The sequence below is a fragment of the Streptomyces sp. NPDC030814 genome (assembly GCF_055572155.1).
On the sequence record NZ_JBVIDX010000020.1, the window covers coordinates 21997 to 44261 of the forward strand.

Here is a 22265-nt window from a genome sequence, read left to right on the forward strand (position 1 = left end):
GACCAGGTGAACGGTCCCGAGATCCACGTCGAAGTCGCCCCCGAGCTGGCCCTGTTCGTCCCGCCCAACCGCCGAGGGCGCGCGACCGCGCTCGCCACGGACGGGGTCTCCACGCTCGGCCATGTCGTCGAGTCCCTGGGCGTCCCGCTGACAGAGGTCGGGGCGTTGCTCGTGGACGGGCGCCAGGTGCCGGTGTCGCACGTGCCGACGGCCGGCGAGTCGGTGACCGTACACCCGGTGGAGCACCCCCAGCGCGTACCGGGCGCACCCCTGCGCTTCCTCCTCGACGTCCACCTCGGCACGCTCGCGCGGCGGCTGAGGCTGCTGGGTGTCGACGCCGCGTACGAGTCGACCGACATCGGCGACGCCGCGCTCGCCACGCAGTCCGCCACCGAGCAGCGGGTGATGCTCAGCCGCGACCGGGGCCTGCTGCGACGGCGGGAGTTGTGGGCCGGGGCGTACATCTACAGCACCCGGCCCGACGAGCAACTGCGCGACGTACTGCACCGGTTCGCGCCGGAGCTCCGGCCGTGGACCCGGTGCACGGCCTGCAACGGACCGCTGAAGCCGGCCACGAAGGAAGAGGTGGCCGACCGTCTGGAGCACGGCACACAACGGTCGTACGACGTGTTCGCGCAGTGCGGTGACTGCGGGCGGGCGTACTGGAAGGGTGCGCACCACGAGCAGTTGGAGGCGATCGTGCGGGAAGCGTTGAGGACGCGTACCCAGACGGGTTGAGTACGGGAGCCGATCACCCGGCCCGGCCCCGGCCCGTTGAATCGTGGCATGAACACCGCTTCCTCGACCACGGACGAGCGTGGCCCCGTGAACGCTCCCCGCCCCTCCGCCTCGAACCCCCACCGGACCCTCAGCCTGTGGGCGGGCCTCGGGCTCGTCCTGCTGCTCCCGATGGTCGGGGTGTCCTACATCCTGTCGCTCCTGAGCGAGGAGGCCGGCCGCTGCCTGATGTACGGCGAGGGCTGCCCGACCCTCCCCGACGGTGTTCTCCACGCCTTCTTCTGGACCTCCGTGATACTCGGCCTCACGGCAGCCGCGTTGCCGCGCACGCGATGGGCTCCCGCCAGATACGGGGCCGTGATCCTGCAGTGGTGCGCCCAGACGGTGCTCTGCCTGCTGATCCTCGGCGGTGTTTGAGGGCGAGACCCGAGCCGTGCGGTGCGGTCATGAGGGGAGGACCATCTCCTCGGCCCCGGCGGTACTCCTCGGCGGAGAGGCCGCCCCTGGCGCGGATCTCCGAGAGCCTCGCGAGCTGCTCCGCCTCGCCTGCGGGCCCGGTGGCGCCGATGGTCCCGCGGACGTACTGGCCCGTTTCCCTCAGCCGGGCCCGGACGTGCTCCTGCTCACGCCTGCCCGGAGGTGGATGCCACCTGGTCCTCGGCGCCCGGGTGTTCCGCCGTGCCGGAGGCCGCGGCGAGCATGCCGAGGACGATCAGCACAAGGACGACGATGCCGAGGACCAGCGCCACGGCCCCGGGGGTGGGGTAGTTCCACAGCACCAGGGCGAGCGCGCCGCCGGCGATGACGATTCCGGTGGTCCACTTCGCGTGGGCGTCCAGCCAGCGGCCGGTGGCGCCGGTACGCAGGCCGTGGCGCGCCATGGTGCGCCCGGTGGCCCCGGTCCCGCCCGCCACGCCCCGTCTGACCCACCGGGCACCGCGCCCGGGACCGTACAGGTACGCGGCCAACGCCGTGATCACCGCGATGACCAGGACCGTGACGGTGCTGTTCTTGAGGAAGCGGAGGAAGGTGTCGTAGATGTCGGCCGCGGCGTCCCGCGGCAGGGCGGTCGACGGGACGGAGTCCAGATAGACCTGGCGCATCACGGCAAGACCGACGAGCAGCACGATCATCATGAGCCCGATGCCGATGGCCGTCGTCATCAGCGCCACGCGGTGCGCGGGCGCGCTCCAGACGGCGAGCCCCGCCAGCACCAGCACCAGCACGGGGAGCCATGTCCCGAGCACCTTCAGCAGACGCATGGCGTCCTGGGCCTCGTTCAGCTTGTCGGTCCGGAACAGAGTGATCGTCTTGTCGACGTCGGGAATCTTCGAGGCCTGGTCGAAACCCGCGTTCACCAGCTCTTTCTTGGCGTCGTCGATGACGGTGCCGAGATTCAGGTCGATGCTGTCGTCGCCCGCCTGGACGGCGCTGCCGCCCTCGCCGGTGAGAACCTTGACCACGGCGGCGTGGGCCCGCCGGTTGGCGTCGTCCCACACCTCGGCGAACCGGTCGCTGGTCACCACCTTGTACACGACCGAGTGGACGGCCGAGTCGAGCGCGCTCTTCAGCGGGCCGGTCAGCGCCTCGGCGCCCTGGACCACCTGAGGCGGCGCCCCATCCTTCCGCAGTGTCCGTGCGACGGCCTCGGTGAAGGCGGCGACGTCGACGCTGTCGACCACGCGCTTGGTGAGCCGGTCGGTCACGGTGTTCTGGACGGAGGATTTCGTGGCGAGGGGGGCGACGGTCTGGACGTACCGGTCGGTGTCGGAGACCTCGGAGTCCACCCAGGCGGCGACCACGGCGAGCGGCGCCAAGAGGAAGGCCAGGAGCAGCAGTACGGAGGTGGCCGTGTAGCGCAGACGCCGGTGGCGACCATGGGCCGCCTTGCGCAAGCGTTCGTACTCGTCCCGTTCCGTGGTGCTCAACGGGCGCCCGGCGACCGGACGGCCGGCACCTTCGGAGGCCGATGACGAGCCACCAGAAGAAGCCATGGATCTCCCCTTGGCGGACGGGCACTCGGCTGAGTGCGGGGGGCGGGGGCGGGGGCGGGGTTGGGGCGCGGGCAGCGGCGGGGGCAGGGGGTCAGCGATGGGGGAGTTCGTCGGCGTCACCGCTGTGACGAACGCCGGGTGGTACGGCGGCCCGCGCTGTCGGCGCCGTCGGCGGCGGTCGACGTGGGCGGGGCCGGGAGGGGCTGTCTCAGGCCTCATCCAGGGCCTCACCGAACTCGCGAAGCGTCCGGCCGTGATGGCTGTGGGCGACCCGCGAGGAAAGCGAGCTGTTCGGGAGGGAGCAGTTCGACACGCGGGCCGAACACGTCGCAGTGTGTGTGTTGGGGGGAGGGGGGCGGGCCTCATGCGGTCGGCGGCGTCGGCGTCGGCGGCGTCGGCCGCACCGCTTGTCCACCTTATCCAGGGTGGTCGGACGACGCATGGCGGGTGCCGTCGGCCTCTTGCGAGGCCTGCTCTGCCGCAGGTCAGTCACGTCGGCGGAGCCGACCGATGTGCGGATCCCACCGCCGGGTGGTGCACTGGATGAGGGTGTCGGTGCCGGAGGGGTGTCACCGGGCCGTCATGGGGTGTTGTCGCCTTCCGAGCCTTCCGAGCCTTCCGAGCCTTCCGAGCCTTCCGAGCCTTCCAAGCCTTCCAAGCCTTCCAAGCCTTCCAATCATGCGAGGTCTCATTGGCGGCGTCACCCGCACCGCTGTCGCCGCGGGGTACGGCGACGGCGGTGCAGAACCGATCCCAAGGTTCTGTCCCCGGTTCCGTCCCCGGCTCGGTCTTCGTCTGGGCCCTGTGCAGCATGCAGCCGCGGGACAGCTGAGGCCCTCAGGCCCTGCCTCCGCCAGGCTCGGTGAGGATCTTCGAAACCCTGCGCAGGGTCGGCTGTTCGGCCAGACTTGCCGTTGTTTCTCCCACTGAGAACGAGAAGGGGCGGCAGGCATGGGGAACAGCGCACTCCTGGTGATGGACGTCCAACGCGACGTCGTGGCCATCGCCGACGACGGTTCGGGATACCTGCCGCGCTTGCGCGGGGCGATCGACGGTGCCCGGGCTGCGGGTGTCCCGGTGGTCTACGTGATGATCGCGTTACCGGCGGGTGACCCCGGAGTCAGCCCCCGCAACAAGGTGATGAGCACCATCGTGCGGGCCGGTCTGTTCACCGAGGGTGCCCCCGGCACCGGGATCCACGACGACGTGGCGCCTCAGGAGGGCGACGTCGTGGTCACCAAGAGGCGAGGGAGTGCGTTCTCGGGCAGCGACCTCGACCTGGTGCTCCGGGCCCGTGACATCGACAGCCTTGTCCTCACGGGTATCGCCACCAGCGCTGTGGTGCTGTCCACGCTGTGGCACGCCATCGACCTGGACTTCGGCCTGACCGTCTTGGCGGATGCCTGCCTCGACACGGACCCCGAAGTCCACCGGTTCCTGACCGAGAGACTGTTCCCGCAGTGGGCGGAGGTCCTCACGGTCGAGGAGTGGCTCAAGGCGATCGCACCGTCGTAGGGGAGGGCGGTCCGGGTCCCTGGAGTGCTGGGAAGCCCTTGGAGAGATCCCGGACCGGGGGCGATCACTCTACCGACGCCTGTTCGCGCGCTTCTTCAGTTCGGCTTGGCCACGCTTCGTCCAGTCCCCCTGATGGAGATGGCAACGTGACGTGCCCTTCAGTGTCTTGTTCTGACAGCGACGCCCGGCCGCCGTCGGCCAACCGCACTTCCCCTGCTTCCACTCACCCACGATCGTCCCTCCCGCTGGTTCGCTTCGCGTCCGGGCGTCCAGCGTGTGGCACACGGCCGGCACGGAGCAGGGCGCACGGGCAGCGAGGTCAGGCGACGCAGGAGCACACGGGTCGGTACGTGGGAGCGCACCCTTGCGTGCACGCTGCCCAACTGCGGTGGTGGGATGCTGGGCGGTGCGCGGGGAGTTCACCCGCGTTCGTTCGCGGGCCACAGCGGGCCACACAGGGAGTGAGCATGCCGAACACCCAGGAGCTGCAGCCGGGAGACACCGTCCTGGTGACCGATGGCCCGTTCGCCCAGCTCACGGGCCCGGTGCGCGCCATCGACCGGGAGCGCAGCCGGGTGCAGCTGATGGTGCAGGTCTTCGGAGACGACACCCGCATCGACGTCCCTCTCGACGAGGTGGAGAAGATGCCTGGCGTCTGAAGGCCGCGTCTTCGCCTGTGAAGTCGCGGTCAACGGACTACTCGTACGTGGTCGCGGCTCGTAGAGCCCGCGCGAAGAAGCTCCCGCAGCACTGGTGGCCGCGAACGTCCCCGCAGGCAGCGGTCCGGCCATCGAGGGAGGTCGGCCGACCGATCCCCCTACCGCATGACTCGGACAGCGAGCACCCCTGGGCGGGCCAGGCCGGCGCCCGGAGCGCGCTGCTCGGCTCGGCCAACCTGGCCAACTGTGACGCCCAGCCACAGCTCGTGATCGTGTCACGAGCTCCAAGGGTGGGCCCCGTGGCGGCTCACCAGTACGGGCGGTGCGGAGGCGAAACGGCTGCCCCGCGGGGGAAATCGCGGGACACTACGGGACATCCGCCCCGAACCCCGAAATGAGGTGAGCCGGGGGTGCGTACACCCGTAAGTGACCCCATGAAGATCGGCCCGTACAAGATAGTGGGCCGCCTCGGCTCGGGCGGGATGGGCTGGGTCTATCTCGGCCGTTCACCCGCCGGCCGCGAGGTCGCGGTCAAGGTCGCCCGACCGGAACTCGCCTCGGAACCCGAGTTCCGTGAACGCTTCGCGCGGGAGGTCGCCGCCGCCCGCGTGGTCAGCGGTGCGTACACCGCCGCCGTGGTCGACGCGGACCCGGACGCCGAACTGCCCTGGCTGGCGACCCTGTACGTCCCCGGCCCCTCCCTCGCCGAGGCGGTCCGCGCGGACGGGCCCCTCCCCGAGGCCCAGGTGCGTCCCCTCGGCGCCGGACTGGTCGAGGCACTCCAGGCCATCCACGCCGCCCATGTAGTCCACCGCGACCTCAAGCCCGCGAACGTACTGCTGGCGAGCGACGGGCCCCGTGTCATCGACTTCGGCATCTCCCGAGTGGACGGCGCCCCGGGCCTGACCCGGGTCGGAGTCGTCGTCGGGACACCGTCGTTCATGTCGCCGGAGCAGATCCGCGGTGCCCGGGTCGGGCCGCCGAGTGACGTCTTCTCGCTGGGCGGGGTGCTGGTGTACGCGCTCACCGGGCGTCCCCCGCACGGCAGCGGCGAGGGGGTGCCAGGCGAGGTCATCAGGGGGAAGCCGCAGCTCGACGGTGTGCCGGACGGGCTGCGGCCCCTGATCGCGCGCTGTCTGGCCAAGCGGCCCGAGCAGCGGCCGCGACTCACCGAGATCCTGGAGGAGCTGGTCGCGGAGCAGCCCACGGTGGCAGCCTGGCCGCCACCCCAGGTCGCCCGGACCATCGAGGTGCGGTACGAGGAGCTGAAGGAGCGTCACCTGAGCCGTACCACCAGTGAGTCCGTGCCCTCCTGTCTGCTGCTGCACGCCCAGGCGTTGCTCGACGCGGGGCTGACCGATGCCATGGTCGCCGAGGCGGTGGTCCGTGACGGCGCCTGACTCCTACCCGGGCCGCGACTCCTACCCGGGCCGCGACGCCTACCCCGGTCGTGACCCGTACCCCGGTCGTGACTCCAACTCCGGCCGTGGGTCCTACTCGGGGCGGGACTCCTCTGCCGGGCGGGACTCCCACCCCGGACGGGACTCCCCTCCCGGTCGCGAGTCCTGTCCGGGGCGTGCCGAGATCTACGACCTCGGGACGCACTGGCGGCAACTCGTGCAGAACTGGGTGGCACGGCGGAATTACCACACGGTCCATGACACCGTGTCCGTCTCCCTCCAATTCGATCTCCGTGAGGCGGGGCGTACGGTGACGGTCAGATTCATGACGACCAAGAAACTCCTGGTCGCCTTCGCCACGGACGGGCATTTCCTGCGGCAGGACCAACTCGCCATTGCCGCCGCCGCTTCGAACGCATGGAATACAGAACAATTGAACCCCATGCTTTCCGTGTGGGACGTCCGCGGACCGCGCCCCTGTCTCGCCGGGGTCTGTGATCTTCCGCTGACCTGTCGTATCACCCAGGCCGACTTCGATGCCTTGGCCAATGACTGGGTGGATCGGGCACGGCAGATGTTCAGTCGTTGCCACCAGGTGTTCAAGTTGTAGAAGTGAAACGTAAGGCGATCGACAATTGTCGGAAGCCGCCCGATGGAATTCTCCAAACCCTTCCGGCCACCCAGCCCCCTGCTTCAGTATGGGACGGGTCTCAAAGGGCCGCGGGGGCGTGCCTTTCAGGCCACGGGGGGTGGGTGCGGTGGGTGCCGTCAGGCGTTTGTCCTCTCTTGGTGTCCTCATGGGGTTGTCGATCGCCGTCGCGCCGTGGACGGCGCCGTCCGCCGCGGCCGACCGGTGCGGCAACGGCTTCGCCGAGCAAGTGAGGTGCGGGGTCGAGGTCATTCCCGACGGCCCCGTCGTCATCACGCTCGACGGCCCGCTGAGGTTCGGGAAGCTCAGCGATCAGCAGCGCCACGATCTCGCGGAGTTGCGCAAGGACGGCAACCCGTTGGTCGTGCAGGTGCCCGAGGGCACCTCGACGGGGGAGGGCGGCACGGCCCTGCTCCTCATGGCCGACGGCCGGCTCGTCCATCCCGACGCCACGATCGACCGGCTCAGGCCGGAAACGCTGGCCGAGCTGACGAACGCCGGGGTCTGCGAAGAGAACCAGCTGTGCGGCTCCGTCGACCGGGACCTCACCGGTAAGCAGCTCATCGAGAAGGGGTTCGCCGCCGACCACTCCGCCAACGTCTTCGCCATCCACCCCGTGGACCCCGACTCGGCCTCCACCTCCCCCGAGTCCAGCAAGCCCAACGACAAGGAAGGCGAGCGAGGTGAGGGCGGCGAGGGCGCCAAGGACGGCAAGGGACAGGCCGACGGCGAGGACGCGGAGGCCGCCGGGGACAGTACCTCCTGGGCCGCTCTCTGGATGGGGCTGCTGCTCGTGCTGCTGCTTCTCGCGTTCGCCGTCGTGATCCGTCGCTCGCGGGGCCCCGTCGCCGTGGGGCACCGCGCGGCCTCCGGGCGGATGGCCGCCGTTCCGCCGGGGGGTGGCGCGCGCCGCCGGGACCGCCGCGATCCTCCGACCGTCGACAGGCGGGTCCCCGCCCACACGGCACCCGGCGGTGACGAGCGCACCACCCGGCTGCGCGTCGCGCCGGCCGCGCGCCACGGACGTGAGGTGAGCGCCCGCCCCGCCCACACCCGCACCGCCGTCGTCCGCACCGAACTGCACCCGCAGGGCTACGTCGAACTCGACCGGGTGCTCTACCGGGCCGTATGGGCCGAGGCGGGGCGGCCACCGCCCGCGCCCGGCGGGCTCGTCGACGTCGCCGAAGCACCCGAACGCGACTCCGACGTCCTCTACGCCTTCCCGCCCACCGCCGCCCGCCACGCCAAGGGCACCCCCCGCTAGGCCGCGCAGTGAACCACCCGCCCGCCGGACAACGCACCGCACCCGCCGCACACACCCCCCGGCACAGACGTACGCACCGCACCCGCCGCACACACCGCACCCGGCATCGCACCAGCCGTCCGCGCCCCACGCCCCGCACGCCGCTCGACCCGCCCTCCCGGCCGACGACGGGACGTCCGCCGCACGCCCCACCACGACAGGGCCTCCGCCCGCCCGCACGAGTACCGAGCACGAGAACGGAAACACCAGGGGGAACACCGATGCACAGCGAATACCCGCCCACCATGCCGGCGGAGTACGCCGACATCGAGTTCGAGAACAACGCCCAGCGCATGCCGCTCGTGCTGTGCCTCGACACGTCCAGCTCCATGGCGGGCGCGCCGATCCAGACGCTGAACAACGCGCTCGCCGAATGGACCCGCGAACTCCATGACGACGTCAGCCTCAGCTACAGCGTGGAGGTCGCCGTCGTCACCTTCGGCGGCCAGGGCGTCGGCGCCTGGCGCGGGCCCCACCTGCTCGACCCGCGCACCCGGATGAGCCCCTTCATCCCCGCCCACGCCTTCCAGGCACCGCAGCTGACGGCCGCCGGGGTCACCCTGATGACCGAGGCGCTGGAGCTGGCGATGCACATCGTCGCGGCCCGCAAGGCGGAGCTGCGGGCGTCGGGCCTCCAGTACTACCGGCCGCAGATCTGCCTCGTCACGGACGGTCTGCCGACCGACCCGACCGGTCATCTCACCGACTCCTGGCAGCGGCTGATACCCGTCCTCGCCGAGGAGCAGCGGTCCCGTCGCTTCCGGCTGTACGCCATCGGGGTGGGCGGCATCACCGACCGGGGCGAGCAGGTGTTGCAGGCGTTCGCGCCCAAGTTCAACGCGCGGTTGCAGGGTTTCCCGTTCCGGGAGCTGCTCCAGATGATGTCCGCCAGCGCCAACGCCGAGCAGAAAGGCGCGGGCGACGAGGTGTTCGAGAAGATCTTCAGCCAGTTCAAGACGCAGCGCCCGGCCTGGGAGGCGTGAGGTGACCGTCCCCTCATGGCGTGTCCACGGGCTCAGCGTCGAGGGCTACCGGCACCGGCGGCAGGGGCTGCCCTGCCAGGACGCCTGCGGCTACCTCATCACCTCCGCCGCCGCCGTCCTCGCGGTCGCCGACGGCGCCGGGAGCCGGCCGCGCTCGGAGGAGGGTTCCCGGCTGGCGGTGAAGCTGGCCGTCGAGCACTTCGCTCGGCGGGCCGGCGCGGCCGTGGAGACGCAGCCGGGCGAGGCGGTGCACGAACTGCTGCGGGACGCGTTGCAGGACGTCAGCGACGACTTCCGGGACCGGACGGGCAGCGACGCGCCCGACTTCGCCACCACCCTCACCGTGGTGGTGCTGGCTCCCGGCTGGCTGGGGCATCTGACCGTGGGGGACGGGTTCGTCGTCGTACGGGCGGGCACGGAGGACGGGGAGCGGCAGTTCCATCTGCTGCCGCAGGCGGCGGCGGTCAGCGAGTACAGCAACGAGACGGTGTTCCTCACCTCGCCGGACGCGGCGCGCTGGACGCACACCGAGTGCGTCTCGGACGACGGGGTCGACGGGGTGCTGCTCTCCACGGACGGCCTCGCGCAGGCCATGCTCAACCGGTCGACGGGCGGCGCCCAGTCCCCGAACACGTCCTTCGCCGACGCCGTCTTCCGCTCCCTCGACGCCGCTTCCGACGACGCGGACGGCAACCTCGCCGCCCTCCTGCGCTCCGACCGCCTCACCGCCCTGAACGCCGACGACAAGACCCTGCTGCGAGCCGTCCGCACGAACCGCAGATGACGGCGAGGACCGGCCGGCGCCCCGGGAGCGGCGGCCCGGACAACCACCCACGGCGGCCCGGGCGGTCGGTGTCGGCCCGGCCCGTACGACGGGCGCCGGAGCCGGAGCCGACACCGACCACCCCCACGGAACACTCGGAGGTACGGCCATGAGCGGCCGCACGGTCTTCCTCGACGGCAAGGCGGTCACACTGGCCGAGCAGCCCCTCAAAGGGGGCGGGCAGGCGGCCGTGTTTCCCGTGGAGGGCGACAGGGGGATCGTCGTCAAGATCTACCGCGATCCGCCCGGACCCGATCAGGAGCGGCGGCTGGCCCGCATGCTCACCATGTCCCCGCTGGCCGCCCGCCCCACCGACGCCAACCAGCCGCCCGAGCTGGCCTGGCCGACGGCGATGGCGCGCGGCACGAACGGCGAGTTCCTCGGATACGCGATGCGGCGCTTCGGCGAACCGCAGCACGTCCAGCTCGTCGGCCTGTTCACCCGCGTCCAGCGGCTGAAGCTCTTCCCGGACCGGGCCGACTGGCGGTTTCTGCTCGGCGTCGCCTGGAACCTCGCCTTCATGACGGCCCGGATGCACTACGACAACCTCGTCATCGGTGACTTCTCCAGCAGCAACGTCGTCGTCGACGGCAACGGCTTCGTCACCTTCCTCGACTGCGACTCCATCGCCTTCACCGACCCGGACACCGGCGAGCTGTTCCCCTGCCTGATGCACACCACCGACTACTCGGCCCCCGAGCGGCAGGCCGGCGGCCCCGCCACCCGGCAGAGCGACGACTTCGCGCTGGCCGTCCTCGTCTACCAGCTGCTCACCGCGGGCAACCACCCCTTCGGCGGGGTCCCGCACGAGAGCACCTCGGAGTCGACCGTCAAGGACAACATCGCCGCGAGCATCTCGTACGTCGTCCGCCCGGAGATGGTCATCATCCCGCGCGGCACCGTCGACCCCTCCGTCCTGCCGCCCGAACTCCTCACCCTCGCCAGGACCGCCTTCGGCCCCGGCGTCCAGACCCCCACCGCCCGGCCCCCGGCCGAGGCGTGGCTGCGCGCCCTGGACAAGGAACGCGGGCAGGTGCGGTCGTGCACGGTACGGCCCCTGCACACCTACGGGTCCCATCTGCCGACCTGCCCCTGGTGCACCCGGGCCGGCGTGACCGGGCACGACGTGTTCAACGGGCCCCGGCCGGCACCGGTCCCGGGAGCTCAGCCCCAGCCGGACCAGCCCCCGTCCCCGTACGCCGCGCTGAAGGTGCTGGGTGTGGTGATCGCGGTGCTGCTGCTGATCGTCATCCTGACGAACCTCGGCTGACCTCAGCCCGACCGGTCCTCCAGGTACCGTGTGTGCGACTCCTGCCGACGGGCCTCGATGTCGCGCAGGGCCGCCGCCAGGCGCTCCAACTCCTCGTGCAGGAGGGACAGCTGGCGTTCCAGGTGACGCTCGGGGGGTTCCGTGCCGGGCGTCAGACGGGTCCACCAGCGTGTGCGGACGTAGGTGTCGACGGCCTCCGGTACGTCCTGCCGCACCGCCCGGGACAGCGTGTGGACACCCTCGGGGTCCCGGCCCAGGATCTCGGACACCCAGCCAGGGTCGAGGAGGGCCGTCAGCAGCTCGGTCAGCTCGGTGAGACGGCCGGCGGCCGCGGGCGGCAGGTCGACATCGGCGAGGTAGGCGCCCAGCCGGCCGAAGTCGGCACGCACCTCGTCGAGCTGGGCGGAGGGGTCCGGGAAGTCCGGCAGCGGCGGGCGTTCGGGCGGGGCGAGCAGCGCGCCCGCGCCGTACAGGCCGCCGACCACGACCGGCCAGTACGGGCCCGCGACCCCGGCGAAGGTCAGTCCGAGCCCCGCCACGCCGAGGGCGCTGCCGGTGAGGTTCTTGCGGGACTCGACGTACGCCATGAACCTACTGGTAGCCACGGATCTCCTCGAAGGCGCCGTCCAGCGAGCCCTGCTGGGCGTCGAAGAGGCGGCCGCCGGTCAGGTCGGCGATGTGCTCCAGTTCGTCCCTGTCGGAGTCGCCGAAGAGGATCGGGAAGACGGGGACGCGCTGCTCGGCGGCCGGCAGCCGGTGGTAGAAGGCGTCGAAGTCCGCCGGGCTCGCGCCCTCGGTGTTCTCGCCGTCCGTCATCAGCACGATCGAGGTGAACGTGTCCCGGTCGGCGGTGCCGAGGTGCTCGTACGCCTTGCGCAGCGAGGTGTAGACGGCGGTGTCGCCGGAGGCGGAGAGCTTCCGGGTGTCGGCACGGATGCCGTCGAGCCCCGCCTTCGGGTCCGACGGCCGGACCACGTGTGTCCGCACGCTCTTCACCTCCGACCCGAACGGCATCAGCGTGACCTCCTCCCGGTCCCGGAAGTCGCCGGTCAGCTCGGTGAGGGCCGCCTTCAGCCGGTCCAGGCGCTCGCCCTCCATCGAGCCCGAGGTGTCGAGGACGTACACGGTCCTCGACGGGCGGCGCAGCTCGTTCTCGTACGCGTCGAGGAGCCCGTCGGCGACCGACCTGCTGCCGGGGAAGGGGAGTTCGCGTCGCCGGTCGGGGTCGAGGCCGGCGGCCGGGCGGACCGAGGCCACGACCGGGCGGCGCAGGGTCTTCTCGGTGATCAGCCGCTGGGTGTCGGGGGTGCGCAGCGCGTCGGTGAGACGGCGGACGTCGTCCCGGACGGCCCGGCTCGTCGACGCGAGGGAGGAGAGCGGGTAGTCGGCGGTGACGACCCCGTCGCGCGGGCGGATCACCGTCAGATCCTTCCGCGCCTTCAGCACCGACTCGTAGTTGAGCAGCGCGTCGACGTCGCCGCGCCGGTCGTAGGCCGCCGCCAGCCAGCCCGACGAGCCCGACGTCAGCTTCTGCCCCTGGAAGAACTCCTTCAGCCGGGGCGTCGCCCGCGCCACGTCCGCGTCGGTGAGCGCGGACTGCGCGTCGGCGAGCCCGGAGGCCACCGAGATGAGGGCGGAGAAGCCGGAGTTGGAGCGGGCCGGGTCCGTCATGCCGTACGTGAGGCCGCCGTCCGCGACGGCCTCCTCGATGTCCGACCAGGAGACGCGGTCCGGCTTCCAGCCCAGCTTCCGCGCGGTCGCGTCCTTCACACCGATCGCCACCGGGCTGGACATCACCGGTGTCTCGGACACGACTTGCTTCGCCGCGTCCGGCCGCAGCCGCAGATAGTCGTTCGACGACAGCCACACGGCGTCGTACGAGCCCTTCGCCCGGCCCTCGGCGAGCAGTTCCACGGCGTCCAGGGTGCCCATGTAGGTGGGGCGCACCTTGATGCCCGTGTCCTTCTCGACCCGTTCCAGCACCGGCTTCATGTCGGCGAGTTCGCTGGAGGCGAGGACGCGGAGGGTGCCGGGGACGTAGGTGTTCGGGTCGGACGGGGTGTCGGTGGCGGTCGTGCATCCGGCCGTCACCAGGGCGAGCGCGAGGACGGCCGCCGCGCCGCGGGAGGCGGAGAGAGTCCGTCTCATACGAGCCCACCTCCTTCGAGGGCCCCCTGCGAGCGGCTGCGCTCCAAGTGACGTCCGGCGTTCTGCAGTTCGGCCGTCAGGGATTCCACCGTCGCGGCCATGGTCTCCGTCGCCTGCGCCTTGTACGTGTCGATGGAGTCGAGGGTGCGGTAGATCTGCTGGAAGGCCGAGCGGAGCGTCTCCGCGCCGACGGCCGGGTCGGCGGCGATGCGCTGGATCTCGCCGTTCTGCGTGGCGAGCATCTCGGCGTTGCCGCGGACGAGGTCCTCGGTGGTGCCGCGCAAGGCGTTGACCTGGTCGACGACCTTGCGCTGGGTGTCGAGGGCGGAGGCCAGCATCACGGAGATGCGCAGCGCCGAGACCGTCGTCGTGGCGGCCCGGTCGACGCCCTTGATCAGCTCCTCGTTGTTGCGGCGGACGACGTCCATGGCCAGGTAGCCCTGGGCGCAGACGGCGAGCTGGGTGAGCAGGTCCTGGTGCTTCTGCCGGACGGGGAAGAGGACGTCGGCGCGCAGGGTGTCGGCCTGCTGCGGGTCGGCGGCGGCGATGTGCGCCTCGACGGCCGTGTCCAGGGCCTCGGTCAGGACCACGTACTCCTGGAGCTTGCCCATGGTCTCCCACAGGCGGACCCGCTGGGTCTGCAAGGCGGCGCTGTCACGCCGCAGTTCGTCCTGGCCGCCGCGCAGCGACCCCACGATCCTGTTCAGGGTGCCCTGCGCGGAGGCGTACTTGGCGACGTGGTCGCGCAGCCGGTTGCCGCCCGGCAGCCGGGACAGGAACCTGCGGCCCTTGCCGGCGGGCAGGTCCCGCGGGTCCAGGTCCTCGACCACGCGCCGCAGTTCGACGAGCGAGCCGGCGACCTGCGACTGGGCGTCCCCGCCCTTGTCGGGCAGGCTGCGGACGGTCCGCTCCAGCATGCGGTTGGACTGCGCGGCGGCGGTGCGCATCTCGCCCGCGCCGAGCGCCGCGATCTCCCCGACCTTCCCCGCGAACTCCGGCGAACGGGCGTCGAGCGCGGCGAGCGACCGGACGTACTCCTCGGCCTTCCTGGCCATGTCCGACCGTACGGACTCCTCGACCGGCACGAGTCCGCCGGCCTTCTCCCGGGGCACGGCCGCGACCGGCTCGGGAGGGGTGAGGGTGAAGCTGTCTTCCGTTGTCATGAGTGGTGTTCCCCCGTCGTTCAGCGGCCCCGCGCCCGGCGCGCCATCTCGTGCAGCACCTCGGAGGTGGGCACGGGCGCCTGCCGGACGGTGAGCCGAGGCGTCAGATAGGTGGTGAGTCCGGCCGTCGCCGTCGTGAACTCCGTCGCCGAGCCCTGCGGCCGGAACCCGTGCCGGGCGGCCAGCCGCCGCAGTTCCGGGTCCGTGCCGAGCAGTTCACCGAGGGCCCGGCCCTCGTCCGTGACGGGCACGACGGTGTGGTCGCTGTTGACGGTGGTGTCCGGGTAGAGGACGACCAGGTCGTCGATCTGCCGGCCGTCGGCGAGCAGGGCGGCGACCTGGGACTCGTAGACGAGGACGAGCGGGTTGCCGACTCCGCTGACGAAGTCGCGGAACGCCGCGTCGCTGCTCGGCTGCTGGGCGCCCTGGACGCTGATCAGGTCGTGCATGAGGGGCGCGGTCCTCTTGATGTCCGCCTCGCTCGCGACGACCCGTCCGTCGTTGGCGACGTTGGAGGTCGCGGCGAGATAGAGGGCCCCCGAGTTGGAGGTGGTCGGATCGGTGGTGGCGATGTAGAGCAGCCCCGCCAACTCGCCGTACCTGTCCGCCCCCTTGAGCTGCTGCCAGGTGCGGCCGGCCTCGGCCGCCTCGATGTAGGCGCCCATGTCGAGGACGCCGTGGTCCTTCTGCAGCGTGGCCAGCCCGTTGCGGCTCAGCACCTCGGCGGCGCCCCGGTGGGCGACCACGACGAGGGGCGAGTAGAAGGGGCGGGGCAGCGGTTCGCGTACCTCGTACTTCCCGGCCAGCTCGTCGGCGGGTGCCTTGCTGGAGGGGAAGGCGAAGTCGTACCCCTTCAGGTCCAGCCCGTCCATGGCCCAGGAGCCCGATGTCTCCGTCCTCACGGTGTAGCCCTCGGCGGCCAGGGCCTTCACCACCTCCGGGTCGGCGAAGAACTCCGCCTTCTCCGACCCGATCACTCCACGCACGGTCCTCGTTGCCGTGCTCGTGTCCCCGGTGTCCCGGCCCGCCACGACGGCTGCCACCACGCCGCCGATCAGCAGTACCGCGAGGACGATCCCTGCGATGCGTCTCACATCGAGGAGGGTGCTCGCGGAATCCGACGTTCCAGGGCGGGCCGGGTGAACACGGGGTGAAGCCGTCGTCCCGGAACACAACCGGAACGGGCCGCGCCGCTACGAGGGGTTTGCGCGCGCTTGCCCGGGTCTCACGCTCGGGGGAGGGCACGCTCGGGGACGCGGCCGTCGCGGTGCTCCACGCGGGCGCGGAACGTGGTGCTGTGGCGCCCGGTCCGCGCGTCGCTGCGGGTGCACGCGGACCGGGGCCGTCGAGGGGAGCGGGGGCTCGGGGGCGAGCCGCCGGCTCGGTGGGGTGCCGGGCGGGGGGTCAGTGGGACGCCAGTTCGCGGCCGGCCAGGGGCTCGGCGGCGGCGTGGGCGTCCATGCGCTCGGCGGCCAGGATCGCGGCCGCGGTGTCGGCGCGGGAGGCGGCGACGACGAGGGCACGCCCGGCGAGGGTGTGGGCGCGCCGGTGGAGCCCGGCGACATCGAGCTCGCGCCCGCCGGCCGGCGCGGACGACCGTACGGGCGGGTGTCCGCCGCGCAGCCGGGCCACCTGCTCGGACAGCCGCTCGGCGGCCGTGTCGAGGTCGGTGGCGGGGGCCAGCGCGCGGAGTTCGTCGGTCACCGCGAGCAGGGCGGCCAGATGGCCGGCGAGCTGGATGTCCAGCTCTTCCTCACGCGAACGGTGGGGGAAGTCGGAGGAGGGCGTGCCGGCCATCGTGTGGACCGACTTCGTGCGGATCGGCTCGTACATGGATGGCCTCCAAGCTCGCTCTCGGAGGACCAGCCTACATTAGATTCCGTCTAAAGTTGAGCGAGGTCCGGAAGTCTTCCGGAGGAGGGCCTCACGGCTGGCTGTAGCCGTCCAGGAAGTTCCCGATCCGGGTGATCGCCGACCTCAGATCGGCCACGGTCGGCAGCGTCACCACCCGGAAGTGGTCCGGCTCGGGCCAGTTGAAGCCGGTGCCCTGGACGACCATGATCTTCTCCTGGCGGAGCAGGTCCAGGACCATCCGCCGGTCGTCCTTGATCTTGAAGACGTCCGGGTCGAGGCGCGGGAACAGATACAGCGCGCCCTTCGGCTTCACGCACGTCACGCCCGGGATCTGCGTCAGCAGCTCGTACGCGACGTCCCGCTGTTCCTTCAGGCGCCCGCCCGGCAGCACCAGGTCGTTGATCGTCTGGCGGCCGCTGAGCGCGGCGACCACTCCGTGCTGCCCCGGCATGTTGGCGCACAGCCGCATGTTCGCCAGGATCGTCAGGCCCTCGATGTAGGAGTCGGCGTGCGCGCGCGGGCCCGAGATCGACATCCACCCGACGCGGTAGCCCGCGACCCGGTACGCCTTCGACATGCCGTTGAAGGTCAGCGTCAGCAGATCCGGGGCCACCGAGGCGGTCGGGGTGTGCGTGGCGCCGTCGTAGAGGATCTTGTCGTAGATCTCGTCCGAGCAGACGAGGAGGTTGTGGCGGCGCGCGATGTCCGTGAGACCGCGGATCATCGCCTCGTCGTACACCGCGCCCGTCGGGTTGTTGGGGTTGATGATGACGATCGCCTTGGTGCGGTCGGTGACCTTGCGCTCGATGTCCGCGAGGTCCGGCATCCAGTCGGACTGCTCGTCGCAGCGGTAGTGGACCGCCGTGCCGCCGGACAGTGAGACCGCCGCCGTCCACAGCGGGTAGTCCGGGGCCGGTACGAGCACCTCGTCGCCGTCGTCCAGCAGGCCCTGCATCGCCATGACGATCAGCTCGGAGACGCCGTTCCCGATGAAGACGTGCTCGACGTCCGTCTCGATACCCAGGGTCTGGTTGTGCATGACGACCGCCCGGCGCGCCGCCAGGAGGCCCTTCGCGTCGCCGTAGCCATGGGCGGACGACACGTTGCGGAGGATGTCCTCCAGGATCTCCGGCGGGCACTCGAAGCCGAAGGCGGCCGGATTGCCCGTGTTGAGCTTGAGGATGCGGTGCCCGGCAGCCTCCAGCCGCATCGCCTCCTCGAGTACCGGGCCCCGGATCTCGTAACAGACGTTGGCGAGCTTGGTCGACTGGATCACCTGCATGTCCGTGAGCTTACGACCCGGTAACGCCTCATGGGCCGTGTTTTCCACCACGTGAGCCCCGTAACTATGTGCCGAAATGTTCCTCCGCTGTCCCTGGGCGCCACTCCTCCCTAGAATCCGCCCCCAGGTCCGGCCGCCCCCCACACGGCTCCAGGGCACATGACATGAGGGCAAAAAAAGCAATGAATGGGCGAATCGGGTGAACGGGGTGAACGGTGTGGATCGGGACGGGGAGACCTCCCAGGAGCCGCCGAAGGTGTATCACCCTCTCGGCGACCCCTCCGCGACGCCCGCCTACGACGCCTTCCCCGACCCTGCCGCCGCCCATGGCTGGCAGAACGCATACGACGACACGGTGCAGCTGGACGAGGTCGTGCTCGACGACATCCCGCGGAGGGGCGGGGACACCTCCGGCGGGGCGGGGGCGCCGGGCGCGGCGGACGGTTCGTACGGGGGTGACTCGTACCCGGTCCACCCGTATGCGGCCGACCCGTATGCGGCCGACCCGTATGCGGCTGACTCCGAGTACGCAGACCCGCACGCGCCGGACGGGCCGTATCTCTTCGGCGGCGAGGACCCCGTCGGGCGTCGCGCCCGGCCGTCGGGCGGCCGGCGGGCCGCGCTCGGGCGGCGCCGGGCCCGGCGCCGCGGGGGCCTGATCGCGGGCGGTGTCGCCGCGGCCGTGGTCGTGGGTGCCGTGGCGGCGGGGCTCGCCGGTGTCGGCTCCTCGGACGAGGAGGGCCCGAGCGGTCCGGCGACCAAGGAGTCCGCCCCGGCGGACGGCCGGTCCGACGGCGGGGGAGCGGCCAAGCCGTCGACCGGCGCGTCCTCCGGCACGACGGAGGCGGCATCGCCCTCCGCCTCTCGGAGCAGGAGCTCCACGGAACCGTCCCCGTCCGGCTCCGATTCGGCCGAGCCGACCCCGACGGCCACGCGCTCCGCCACCGCGTCCACCGAGCCCTCCACGACGACCGACTCGGGCCGCGGCAACTCCGGCGGCAACCAGGGCCGCGGCCAGGGCGCGACGAAGGGGCCGAGGTAGGTCCGCGGGTCGGGTACGGCTCGGGCGGCGCTCACGGTTCGGCCGGGAGCGACGTGGTGCGGGGCTGGAACGAGACGGGGGAGGAACGATTCGGCGGCGGTGGGAGTGGGCGCGGTCCGCGCGAGCCCCGTGGGGCCGGGGATGAGGTCGCCGTCCGTGAGGCGCGTGAGAGTGGCAGGTGCGATCGCACCCCAAGGGCTGTCCCGCGCATGATCAGTTCACTTGGGGGCGCATGGAACGCGCCAGTGGGTGGCTGACGGCATGCGGCCCTTCGGTGCTGGACGTCCTGGGGACGGCGGGGTGGACGCCGAGTCGTGGCATCGCCACGGGGGACTGGACGCGGCGTCCGACCGCGGCGGGGTGGGAGCTCGACGACGCGGTGGCCGGTGTCCGGGCGGAGTTCGGCGAGCTGACGACGCGCCGATACGCGGAGACCTCAGCCCGGTGGGTATGTGGCCGGCCCCGTTCGTCGTATGTCGCGGCGGGCGGCTCATGGCCGTGGGGCTCCTGTGTCAGCTGGGTTCGACCTTCGCAGAGGCGCTGGCCTGCGTGGTAGCTGTCGGCACTCGACGAACCGTCAGATCCCCATGGACTCCCGCGCGCTGCTCCCGCCCCTCGCCACATCCCCCGCCCCACCCCCTCACCCTCACGCCCTCACCCTCACCCCCTCACTCCCGCCCCCGCATCACCTCATCCCCGCCCGAACTCCCGGCCCCTGGGCGCCCATCTGGCCGAACCCCATCCGGCCGGAACCAACTCCTTGCTCGGTCATCACACGCCCCTCACAATGCGCATGACAAACTGCGGTGGCCGGAAGATCTCCTGTCACTCACGTAGCAAGAGAGGGACCCCCACATGAGAAAGCCTCTCGTTGCCGCGCTGTTCGCCCTGGTGATCACCGGGGCGGGCGCGGCACCGGCGGTCGCGGCACCCCAGGCCGCACCGGAGCCCGCGACCGGGACCGCGAAGACGTCGGTCGGCAGCGTCGTCGAGGCGGCGAACAAGGCCGTGGCCGACGCGGCGGCCGTGGTCGCTCCGGCGGACTCCGCGGCCCAGGCCGTGAACTTCGCGGGCACCGTCTCGCTCAGCAACTGCTCCGGCTCGGTCGTCCGGATGCCGAACTCCGAGGACGACGACCCGGCTCTGGTGATGACCAACGGCCACTGTCTGGAGACCGGCTTCCCCGACCCCGGTGAGGTCCTCGTCGACCGGGCTTCGACCCGCTCCTTCGGCCTCCTCAACTCGGCGGGCACCCGCGTAGCCACCCTCCGCGCCAACAGGATCGTGTACGGCACGATGACCGACACGGACATGGCGCTGTACCGGCTGACCACGACGTACGCGCAGATCAAGAGCTCGTACGGGATCAACGCGCTGATCTTCGACACGGCCCGCCCGGCCGTCGGCACCGACATCACGGTCGTCTCCGGCTACTGGAAGCGGACGTACGCCTGCGACGTCGACGGCTACGCATACCGCCTCAAGGAAGGCGTGTGGACCTGGAAGGACTCGGTCCGCTACACCTCCGCCTGCAAGACCATCGGCGGCACCTCCGGGTCGCCGGTGCTCGACAACGCCACCGGCAAGGTCGTGGCCGTCAACAACACGGGCAACGAGGACGGCGGGCGCTGCACCGACAACAACCCGTGCGAGGTCGACGCGAACGGCACCGTCACCGTGCGCGAGGGCATCAACTACGGGCAGCAGACCTGGCACGTCCCGGCCTGCTTCGGTGTCGACAACAAGCTCGACCTGACCCGCAGCGGCTGCATTCTCCCCCGGCCGTAGCCATGGCGCCGCGCCCTCTCAGGGGGCGCGGCGGACCGCCCGCCCCGCCAGTACGTCCGTCCGCCGGCCGCCCTCGATCGCGAAACGGCCGTCGACGAGGACGTACGGGATGCCGGTGGGCAGGGTGCGCGGGGCCTCGTACGTCGATCCGGCGGCGACCGTCGCCGGGTCGAAAAGGACGAGGTCGGCGCGGTACCCCTCGCGGACGAGCCCCCGGTCGGGCAGCCGCAGCCGGGCGGCCGGGTGCGAGGTGAGGTGCGCGACGCACTCCTCCAGGGAAAGCACCCCCAACTCCCTTGTGTAACGGCCCAGATAGTGCGGGAACGTGCCGTAGGCGCGCGGGTGCGGCTTGGCGCCGTGCAGGATGCCGTCCGATCCGCCGGTGTGCGCCCGGTGACGCATGATCGCCCGTACGTTCTCCTCGTGGCCGACGTGCTGGAGGATCGTCGACCCCAGGCGGTCCTCGACGAGCAGTCGGCGCACGGTCATCCAGGGCTCCTCGCCGCGCGCGTCGGCGGACTCCCGGACCGTCCGGCCCACGTACGACGACAGCGCCGGGTCGGCGACCCCGGAGATCTCGACCGTGTCCCACTCGACCGGCACCCCGTGGCATCCGTCGGCGCCGACGACCTCCAGCTCGTGCCGGAGGCGTACGGCCGTGTGCTCGTCCCTCAGCCGCGCCAGGATCGCCTCGGGCCCGCCCACGCTCGCCCAACCGGGCAGCAGCGCCACGAGGGTGGTGCAGCCGGGGGTGTACGGATAGGTGTCGAGGGTGATGTCGGCACCGGCGGCCAGCGCGTCGTCGAGGAGCGCGAGCAACTCGGGAGCACGGCCCTTGTTCACGTCGAAGTTCAGGGTGGCGTGGGCCAGATGGAGGGCGCAGCCGGCCTCGCGGGTGACGGCGACCATCTCCTCGTACGCCCGGAGCGCGCCCGCCCCGTACGAGCGGTGGTGCGGGCAGTAGTAGCCGCCGTACTCGGCGACCACCCGGCACAGCTCGGTGAGTTCGGAGTCCTTGGCGTACATCCCCGGCGTGTACGTCAGCCCCGACGACATGCCGACGGCGCCCTCGCGCAGCCCGTCCGCGACCAACCGCCGCATGTGATCGAGCTCCTGAGGAGTGGGCTCCCGGTCCTCCCACCCCATGGCGAGCATCCGCACCGTGCCCTGCGGGACGAGGTAGGCGGCGTTCACGGCGATGCCCTCGCCGTCGAAGCCGTGGTCGAGGCGGTCCAGGTACCCGCCGACCGAACGCCAGGTGAAGTCGACGTCCTCGCCATGACCGTTCCAGCCGGTGATCGCCCGCCGCACCTCGTCCAGGGTCCGGTCGTCGACCGGCGCGTACGACAGCCCGTCCTGCCCGATGACCTCCAGGGTCACGCCCTGCGCGACCTTCGCGGTGTGCTCGGGGTCGCGCAGCAGGGCGAGGTCGCTGTGGGCGTGCATGTCGATGAAGCCGGGCGCGAGGACCAGCCCCTCGGCGTCGAGAACCCGCCGGGCGGAGGGCCGCTGGCAACCGGCCGCGGCGGCCTCCTGGACGACGGAGGTGATCCTGCCGCCCGACACGGCCACGTCGGCACGGTAGGAGGGGCCACCGGACCCGTCGACGACCTCGGCGTCACGCAGGACGACATCGTCCATGTCTGCCACCTTT

The 22265-nt window shown here is 71.6% G+C and carries 20 protein-coding genes; 12 read left to right on the plus strand and 8 right to left on the minus strand.

All coding sequences use genetic code 11. From position 1 onward, the window contains the following. Positions 1-6: 6 nt before the first annotated feature. A complete protein-coding gene (locus ACZ43N_RS31660) occupies positions 7-738 on the plus strand; it encodes a Mut7-C RNAse domain-containing protein (protein WP_468102482.1) in 732 nt (243 codons plus the stop codon). A gap of 48 nt (positions 739-786) precedes the next feature. Continuing rightward, positions 787-1155: a hypothetical protein gene (locus tag ACZ43N_RS31665; protein WP_468102483.1), complete on the plus strand. Its 369-nt coding sequence runs from the start codon at positions 787-789 to the stop codon at positions 1153-1155. A gap of 206 nt (positions 1156-1361) precedes the next feature. Here ACZ43N_RS31665 and ACZ43N_RS31670 read toward each other — a convergent pair whose 3' ends face one another. Further along, on the minus strand, positions 1362-2732 hold the full coding sequence (locus tag ACZ43N_RS31670; RefSeq protein ID WP_468102484.1) for a hypothetical protein: 1371 nt from the start codon (positions 2730-2732) through the stop codon (positions 1362-1364). A gap of 951 nt (positions 2733-3683) precedes the next feature. Here ACZ43N_RS31670 and ACZ43N_RS31675 point away from each other — a divergent pair. From ACZ43N_RS31675 to ACZ43N_RS31710, 8 genes are all read left to right on the plus strand, one after another. Next, positions 3684-4247, plus strand: a complete 564-nt coding sequence (locus tag ACZ43N_RS31675; RefSeq protein WP_468102485.1) for a cysteine hydrolase family protein — start codon at positions 3684-3686, stop codon at positions 4245-4247. A gap of 467 nt (positions 4248-4714) precedes the next feature. Beyond that, positions 4715-4906, plus strand: a complete 192-nt coding sequence (locus tag ACZ43N_RS31680) for a KOW motif-containing protein (RefSeq protein ID WP_468102486.1) — start codon at positions 4715-4717, stop codon at positions 4904-4906. A gap of 410 nt (positions 4907-5316) precedes the next feature. After that, positions 5317-6306 carry a serine/threonine-protein kinase gene (locus ACZ43N_RS31685; RefSeq protein WP_468102487.1) on the plus strand — a complete coding sequence of 330 codons (990 nt, stop codon included), beginning with the start codon at positions 5317-5319 and terminating at the stop codon, positions 6304-6306. Positions 6307-6631: 325 nt separating this feature from the next. Then, a complete protein-coding gene (locus tag ACZ43N_RS31690; protein ID WP_468102488.1) occupies positions 6632-6916 on the plus strand; it encodes a hypothetical protein in 285 nt (94 codons plus the stop codon). 187 nt (positions 6917-7103) lie between these two features. Continuing rightward, positions 7104-8219 (plus strand): hypothetical protein, encoded by a 1116-nt coding sequence (locus ACZ43N_RS31695; RefSeq protein ID WP_468102489.1) that lies wholly within the window; start codon positions 7104-7106, stop codon positions 8217-8219. A 260-nt stretch (positions 8220-8479) separates the two neighbouring features. Further along, positions 8480-9241, plus strand: coding sequence for a vWA domain-containing protein (locus tag ACZ43N_RS31700; protein ID WP_468102490.1), 762 nt, complete (start codon positions 8480-8482; stop codon positions 9239-9241). 1 nt (position 9242) lies between these two features. Continuing rightward, complete coding sequence (locus tag ACZ43N_RS31705) at positions 9243-10025, plus strand: PP2C family serine/threonine-protein phosphatase (protein ID WP_468102491.1); 783 nt, start codon at positions 9243-9245, stop codon at positions 10023-10025. Between the two features lie 148 nt (positions 10026-10173). Beyond that, the gene (locus ACZ43N_RS31710) at positions 10174-11334 is read left to right on the plus strand and encodes a hypothetical protein (RefSeq protein ID WP_468102492.1); all 1161 of its coding nucleotides are present in this window, start codon (positions 10174-10176) and stop codon (positions 11332-11334) included. Positions 11335-11336: 2 nt separating this feature from the next. On the opposite strand, the gene ACZ43N_RS31715 is transcribed toward ACZ43N_RS31710, so the two are convergent. From ACZ43N_RS31715 to ACZ43N_RS31740, 6 genes are all read right to left on the minus strand, one after another. Next, positions 11337-11921, minus strand: a complete 585-nt coding sequence (locus tag ACZ43N_RS31715) for a hypothetical protein (protein ID WP_468102574.1) — start codon at positions 11919-11921, stop codon at positions 11337-11339. Positions 11922-11925: 4 nt separating this feature from the next. Continuing rightward, positions 11926-13482: a substrate-binding and vWA domain-containing protein gene (locus ACZ43N_RS31720; RefSeq protein ID WP_468102493.1), complete on the minus strand. Its 1557-nt coding sequence runs from the start codon at positions 13480-13482 to the stop codon at positions 11926-11928. Beyond that, positions 13479-14645, minus strand: a complete 1167-nt coding sequence (locus ACZ43N_RS31725) for a toxic anion resistance protein (protein ID WP_468102494.1) — start codon at positions 14643-14645, stop codon at positions 13479-13481. The genes ACZ43N_RS31720 and ACZ43N_RS31725 overlap by 4 nt, the downstream gene beginning before the upstream one ends. 20 nt (positions 14646-14665) lie before the next feature. Beyond that, positions 14666-15739, minus strand: coding sequence for a hypothetical protein (locus ACZ43N_RS31730; RefSeq protein ID WP_468102495.1), 1074 nt, complete (start codon positions 15737-15739; stop codon positions 14666-14668). 310 nt (positions 15740-16049) lie between these two features. Then, the gene (locus tag ACZ43N_RS31735) at positions 16050-16478 is read right to left on the minus strand and encodes an SCO4983 family protein (RefSeq protein WP_468102496.1); all 429 of its coding nucleotides are present in this window, start codon (positions 16476-16478) and stop codon (positions 16050-16052) included. Positions 16479-16569: 91 nt separating this feature from the next. Beyond that, a complete protein-coding gene (locus ACZ43N_RS31740; protein ID WP_468102497.1) occupies positions 16570-17781 on the minus strand; it encodes a pyridoxal phosphate-dependent aminotransferase in 1212 nt (403 codons plus the stop codon). A gap of 208 nt (positions 17782-17989) precedes the next feature. Between ACZ43N_RS31740 and ACZ43N_RS31745 the strand changes: the two genes are divergently transcribed. Continuing rightward, positions 17990-18823 (plus strand): hypothetical protein, encoded by an 834-nt coding sequence (locus tag ACZ43N_RS31745; protein ID WP_468102498.1) that lies wholly within the window; start codon positions 17990-17992, stop codon positions 18821-18823. Positions 18824-19678: 855 nt separating this feature from the next. Further along, positions 19679-20611: a trypsin-like serine peptidase gene (locus tag ACZ43N_RS31750; protein ID WP_468102499.1), complete on the plus strand. Its 933-nt coding sequence runs from the start codon at positions 19679-19681 to the stop codon at positions 20609-20611. An 18-nt stretch (positions 20612-20629) separates the two neighbouring features. Here ACZ43N_RS31750 and ACZ43N_RS31755 read toward each other — a convergent pair whose 3' ends face one another. Continuing rightward, positions 20630-22252 carry an N-acyl-D-amino-acid deacylase family protein gene (locus ACZ43N_RS31755; RefSeq protein ID WP_468102500.1) on the minus strand — a complete coding sequence of 541 codons (1623 nt, stop codon included), beginning with the start codon at positions 22250-22252 and terminating at the stop codon, positions 20630-20632. Positions 22253-22265: the final 13 nt, after the last annotated feature.

Excerpts from the sequence above, each read along its gene's own strand:
- ACZ43N_RS31755 (WP_468102500.1), bottom strand. The coding sequence starts at position 22,252 with ATGGACGATGTCGTCCTGCGTGACGCCGAGGTCGTCGACGGGTCCGGT.
- ACZ43N_RS31720 (WP_468102493.1), bottom strand. The coding sequence starts at position 13,482 with ATGAGACGGACTCTCTCCGCCTCCCGCGGCGCGGCGGCCGTCCTCGCG.
- ACZ43N_RS31695 (WP_468102489.1), top strand. The coding sequence starts at position 7,104 with ATGGGGTTGTCGATCGCCGTCGCGCCGTGGACGGCGCCGTCCGCCGCG.
- ACZ43N_RS31690 (WP_468102488.1), top strand. The coding sequence starts at position 6,632 with ATGACGACCAAGAAACTCCTGGTCGCCTTCGCCACGGACGGGCATTTC.
- ACZ43N_RS31700 (WP_468102490.1), top strand. The coding sequence starts at position 8,480 with ATGCACAGCGAATACCCGCCCACCATGCCGGCGGAGTACGCCGACATC.
- ACZ43N_RS31680 (WP_468102486.1), top strand. The coding sequence starts at position 4,715 with ATGCCGAACACCCAGGAGCTGCAGCCGGGAGACACCGTCCTGGTGACC.
- ACZ43N_RS31710 (WP_468102492.1), top strand. The coding sequence starts at position 10,174 with ATGAGCGGCCGCACGGTCTTCCTCGACGGCAAGGCGGTCACACTGGCC.
- ACZ43N_RS31750 (WP_468102499.1), top strand. The coding sequence starts at position 19,679 with ATGAGAAAGCCTCTCGTTGCCGCGCTGTTCGCCCTGGTGATCACCGGG.
- ACZ43N_RS31675 (WP_468102485.1), top strand. The coding sequence starts at position 3,684 with ATGGGGAACAGCGCACTCCTGGTGATGGACGTCCAACGCGACGTCGTG.
- ACZ43N_RS31665 (WP_468102483.1), top strand. The coding sequence starts at position 787 with ATGAACACCGCTTCCTCGACCACGGACGAGCGTGGCCCCGTGAACGCT.
- ACZ43N_RS31735 (WP_468102496.1), bottom strand. The coding sequence starts at position 16,478 with ATGTACGAGCCGATCCGCACGAAGTCGGTCCACACGATGGCCGGCACG.
- ACZ43N_RS31725 (WP_468102494.1), bottom strand. The coding sequence starts at position 14,645 with ATGACAACGGAAGACAGCTTCACCCTCACCCCTCCCGAGCCGGTCGCG.
- ACZ43N_RS31740 (WP_468102497.1), bottom strand. The coding sequence starts at position 17,781 with ATGCAGGTGATCCAGTCGACCAAGCTCGCCAACGTCTGTTACGAGATC.
- ACZ43N_RS31670 (WP_468102484.1), bottom strand. The coding sequence starts at position 2,732 with ATGGCTTCTTCTGGTGGCTCGTCATCGGCCTCCGAAGGTGCCGGCCGT.
- ACZ43N_RS31715 (WP_468102574.1), bottom strand. The coding sequence starts at position 11,921 with ATGGCGTACGTCGAGTCCCGCAAGAACCTCACCGGCAGCGCCCTCGGC.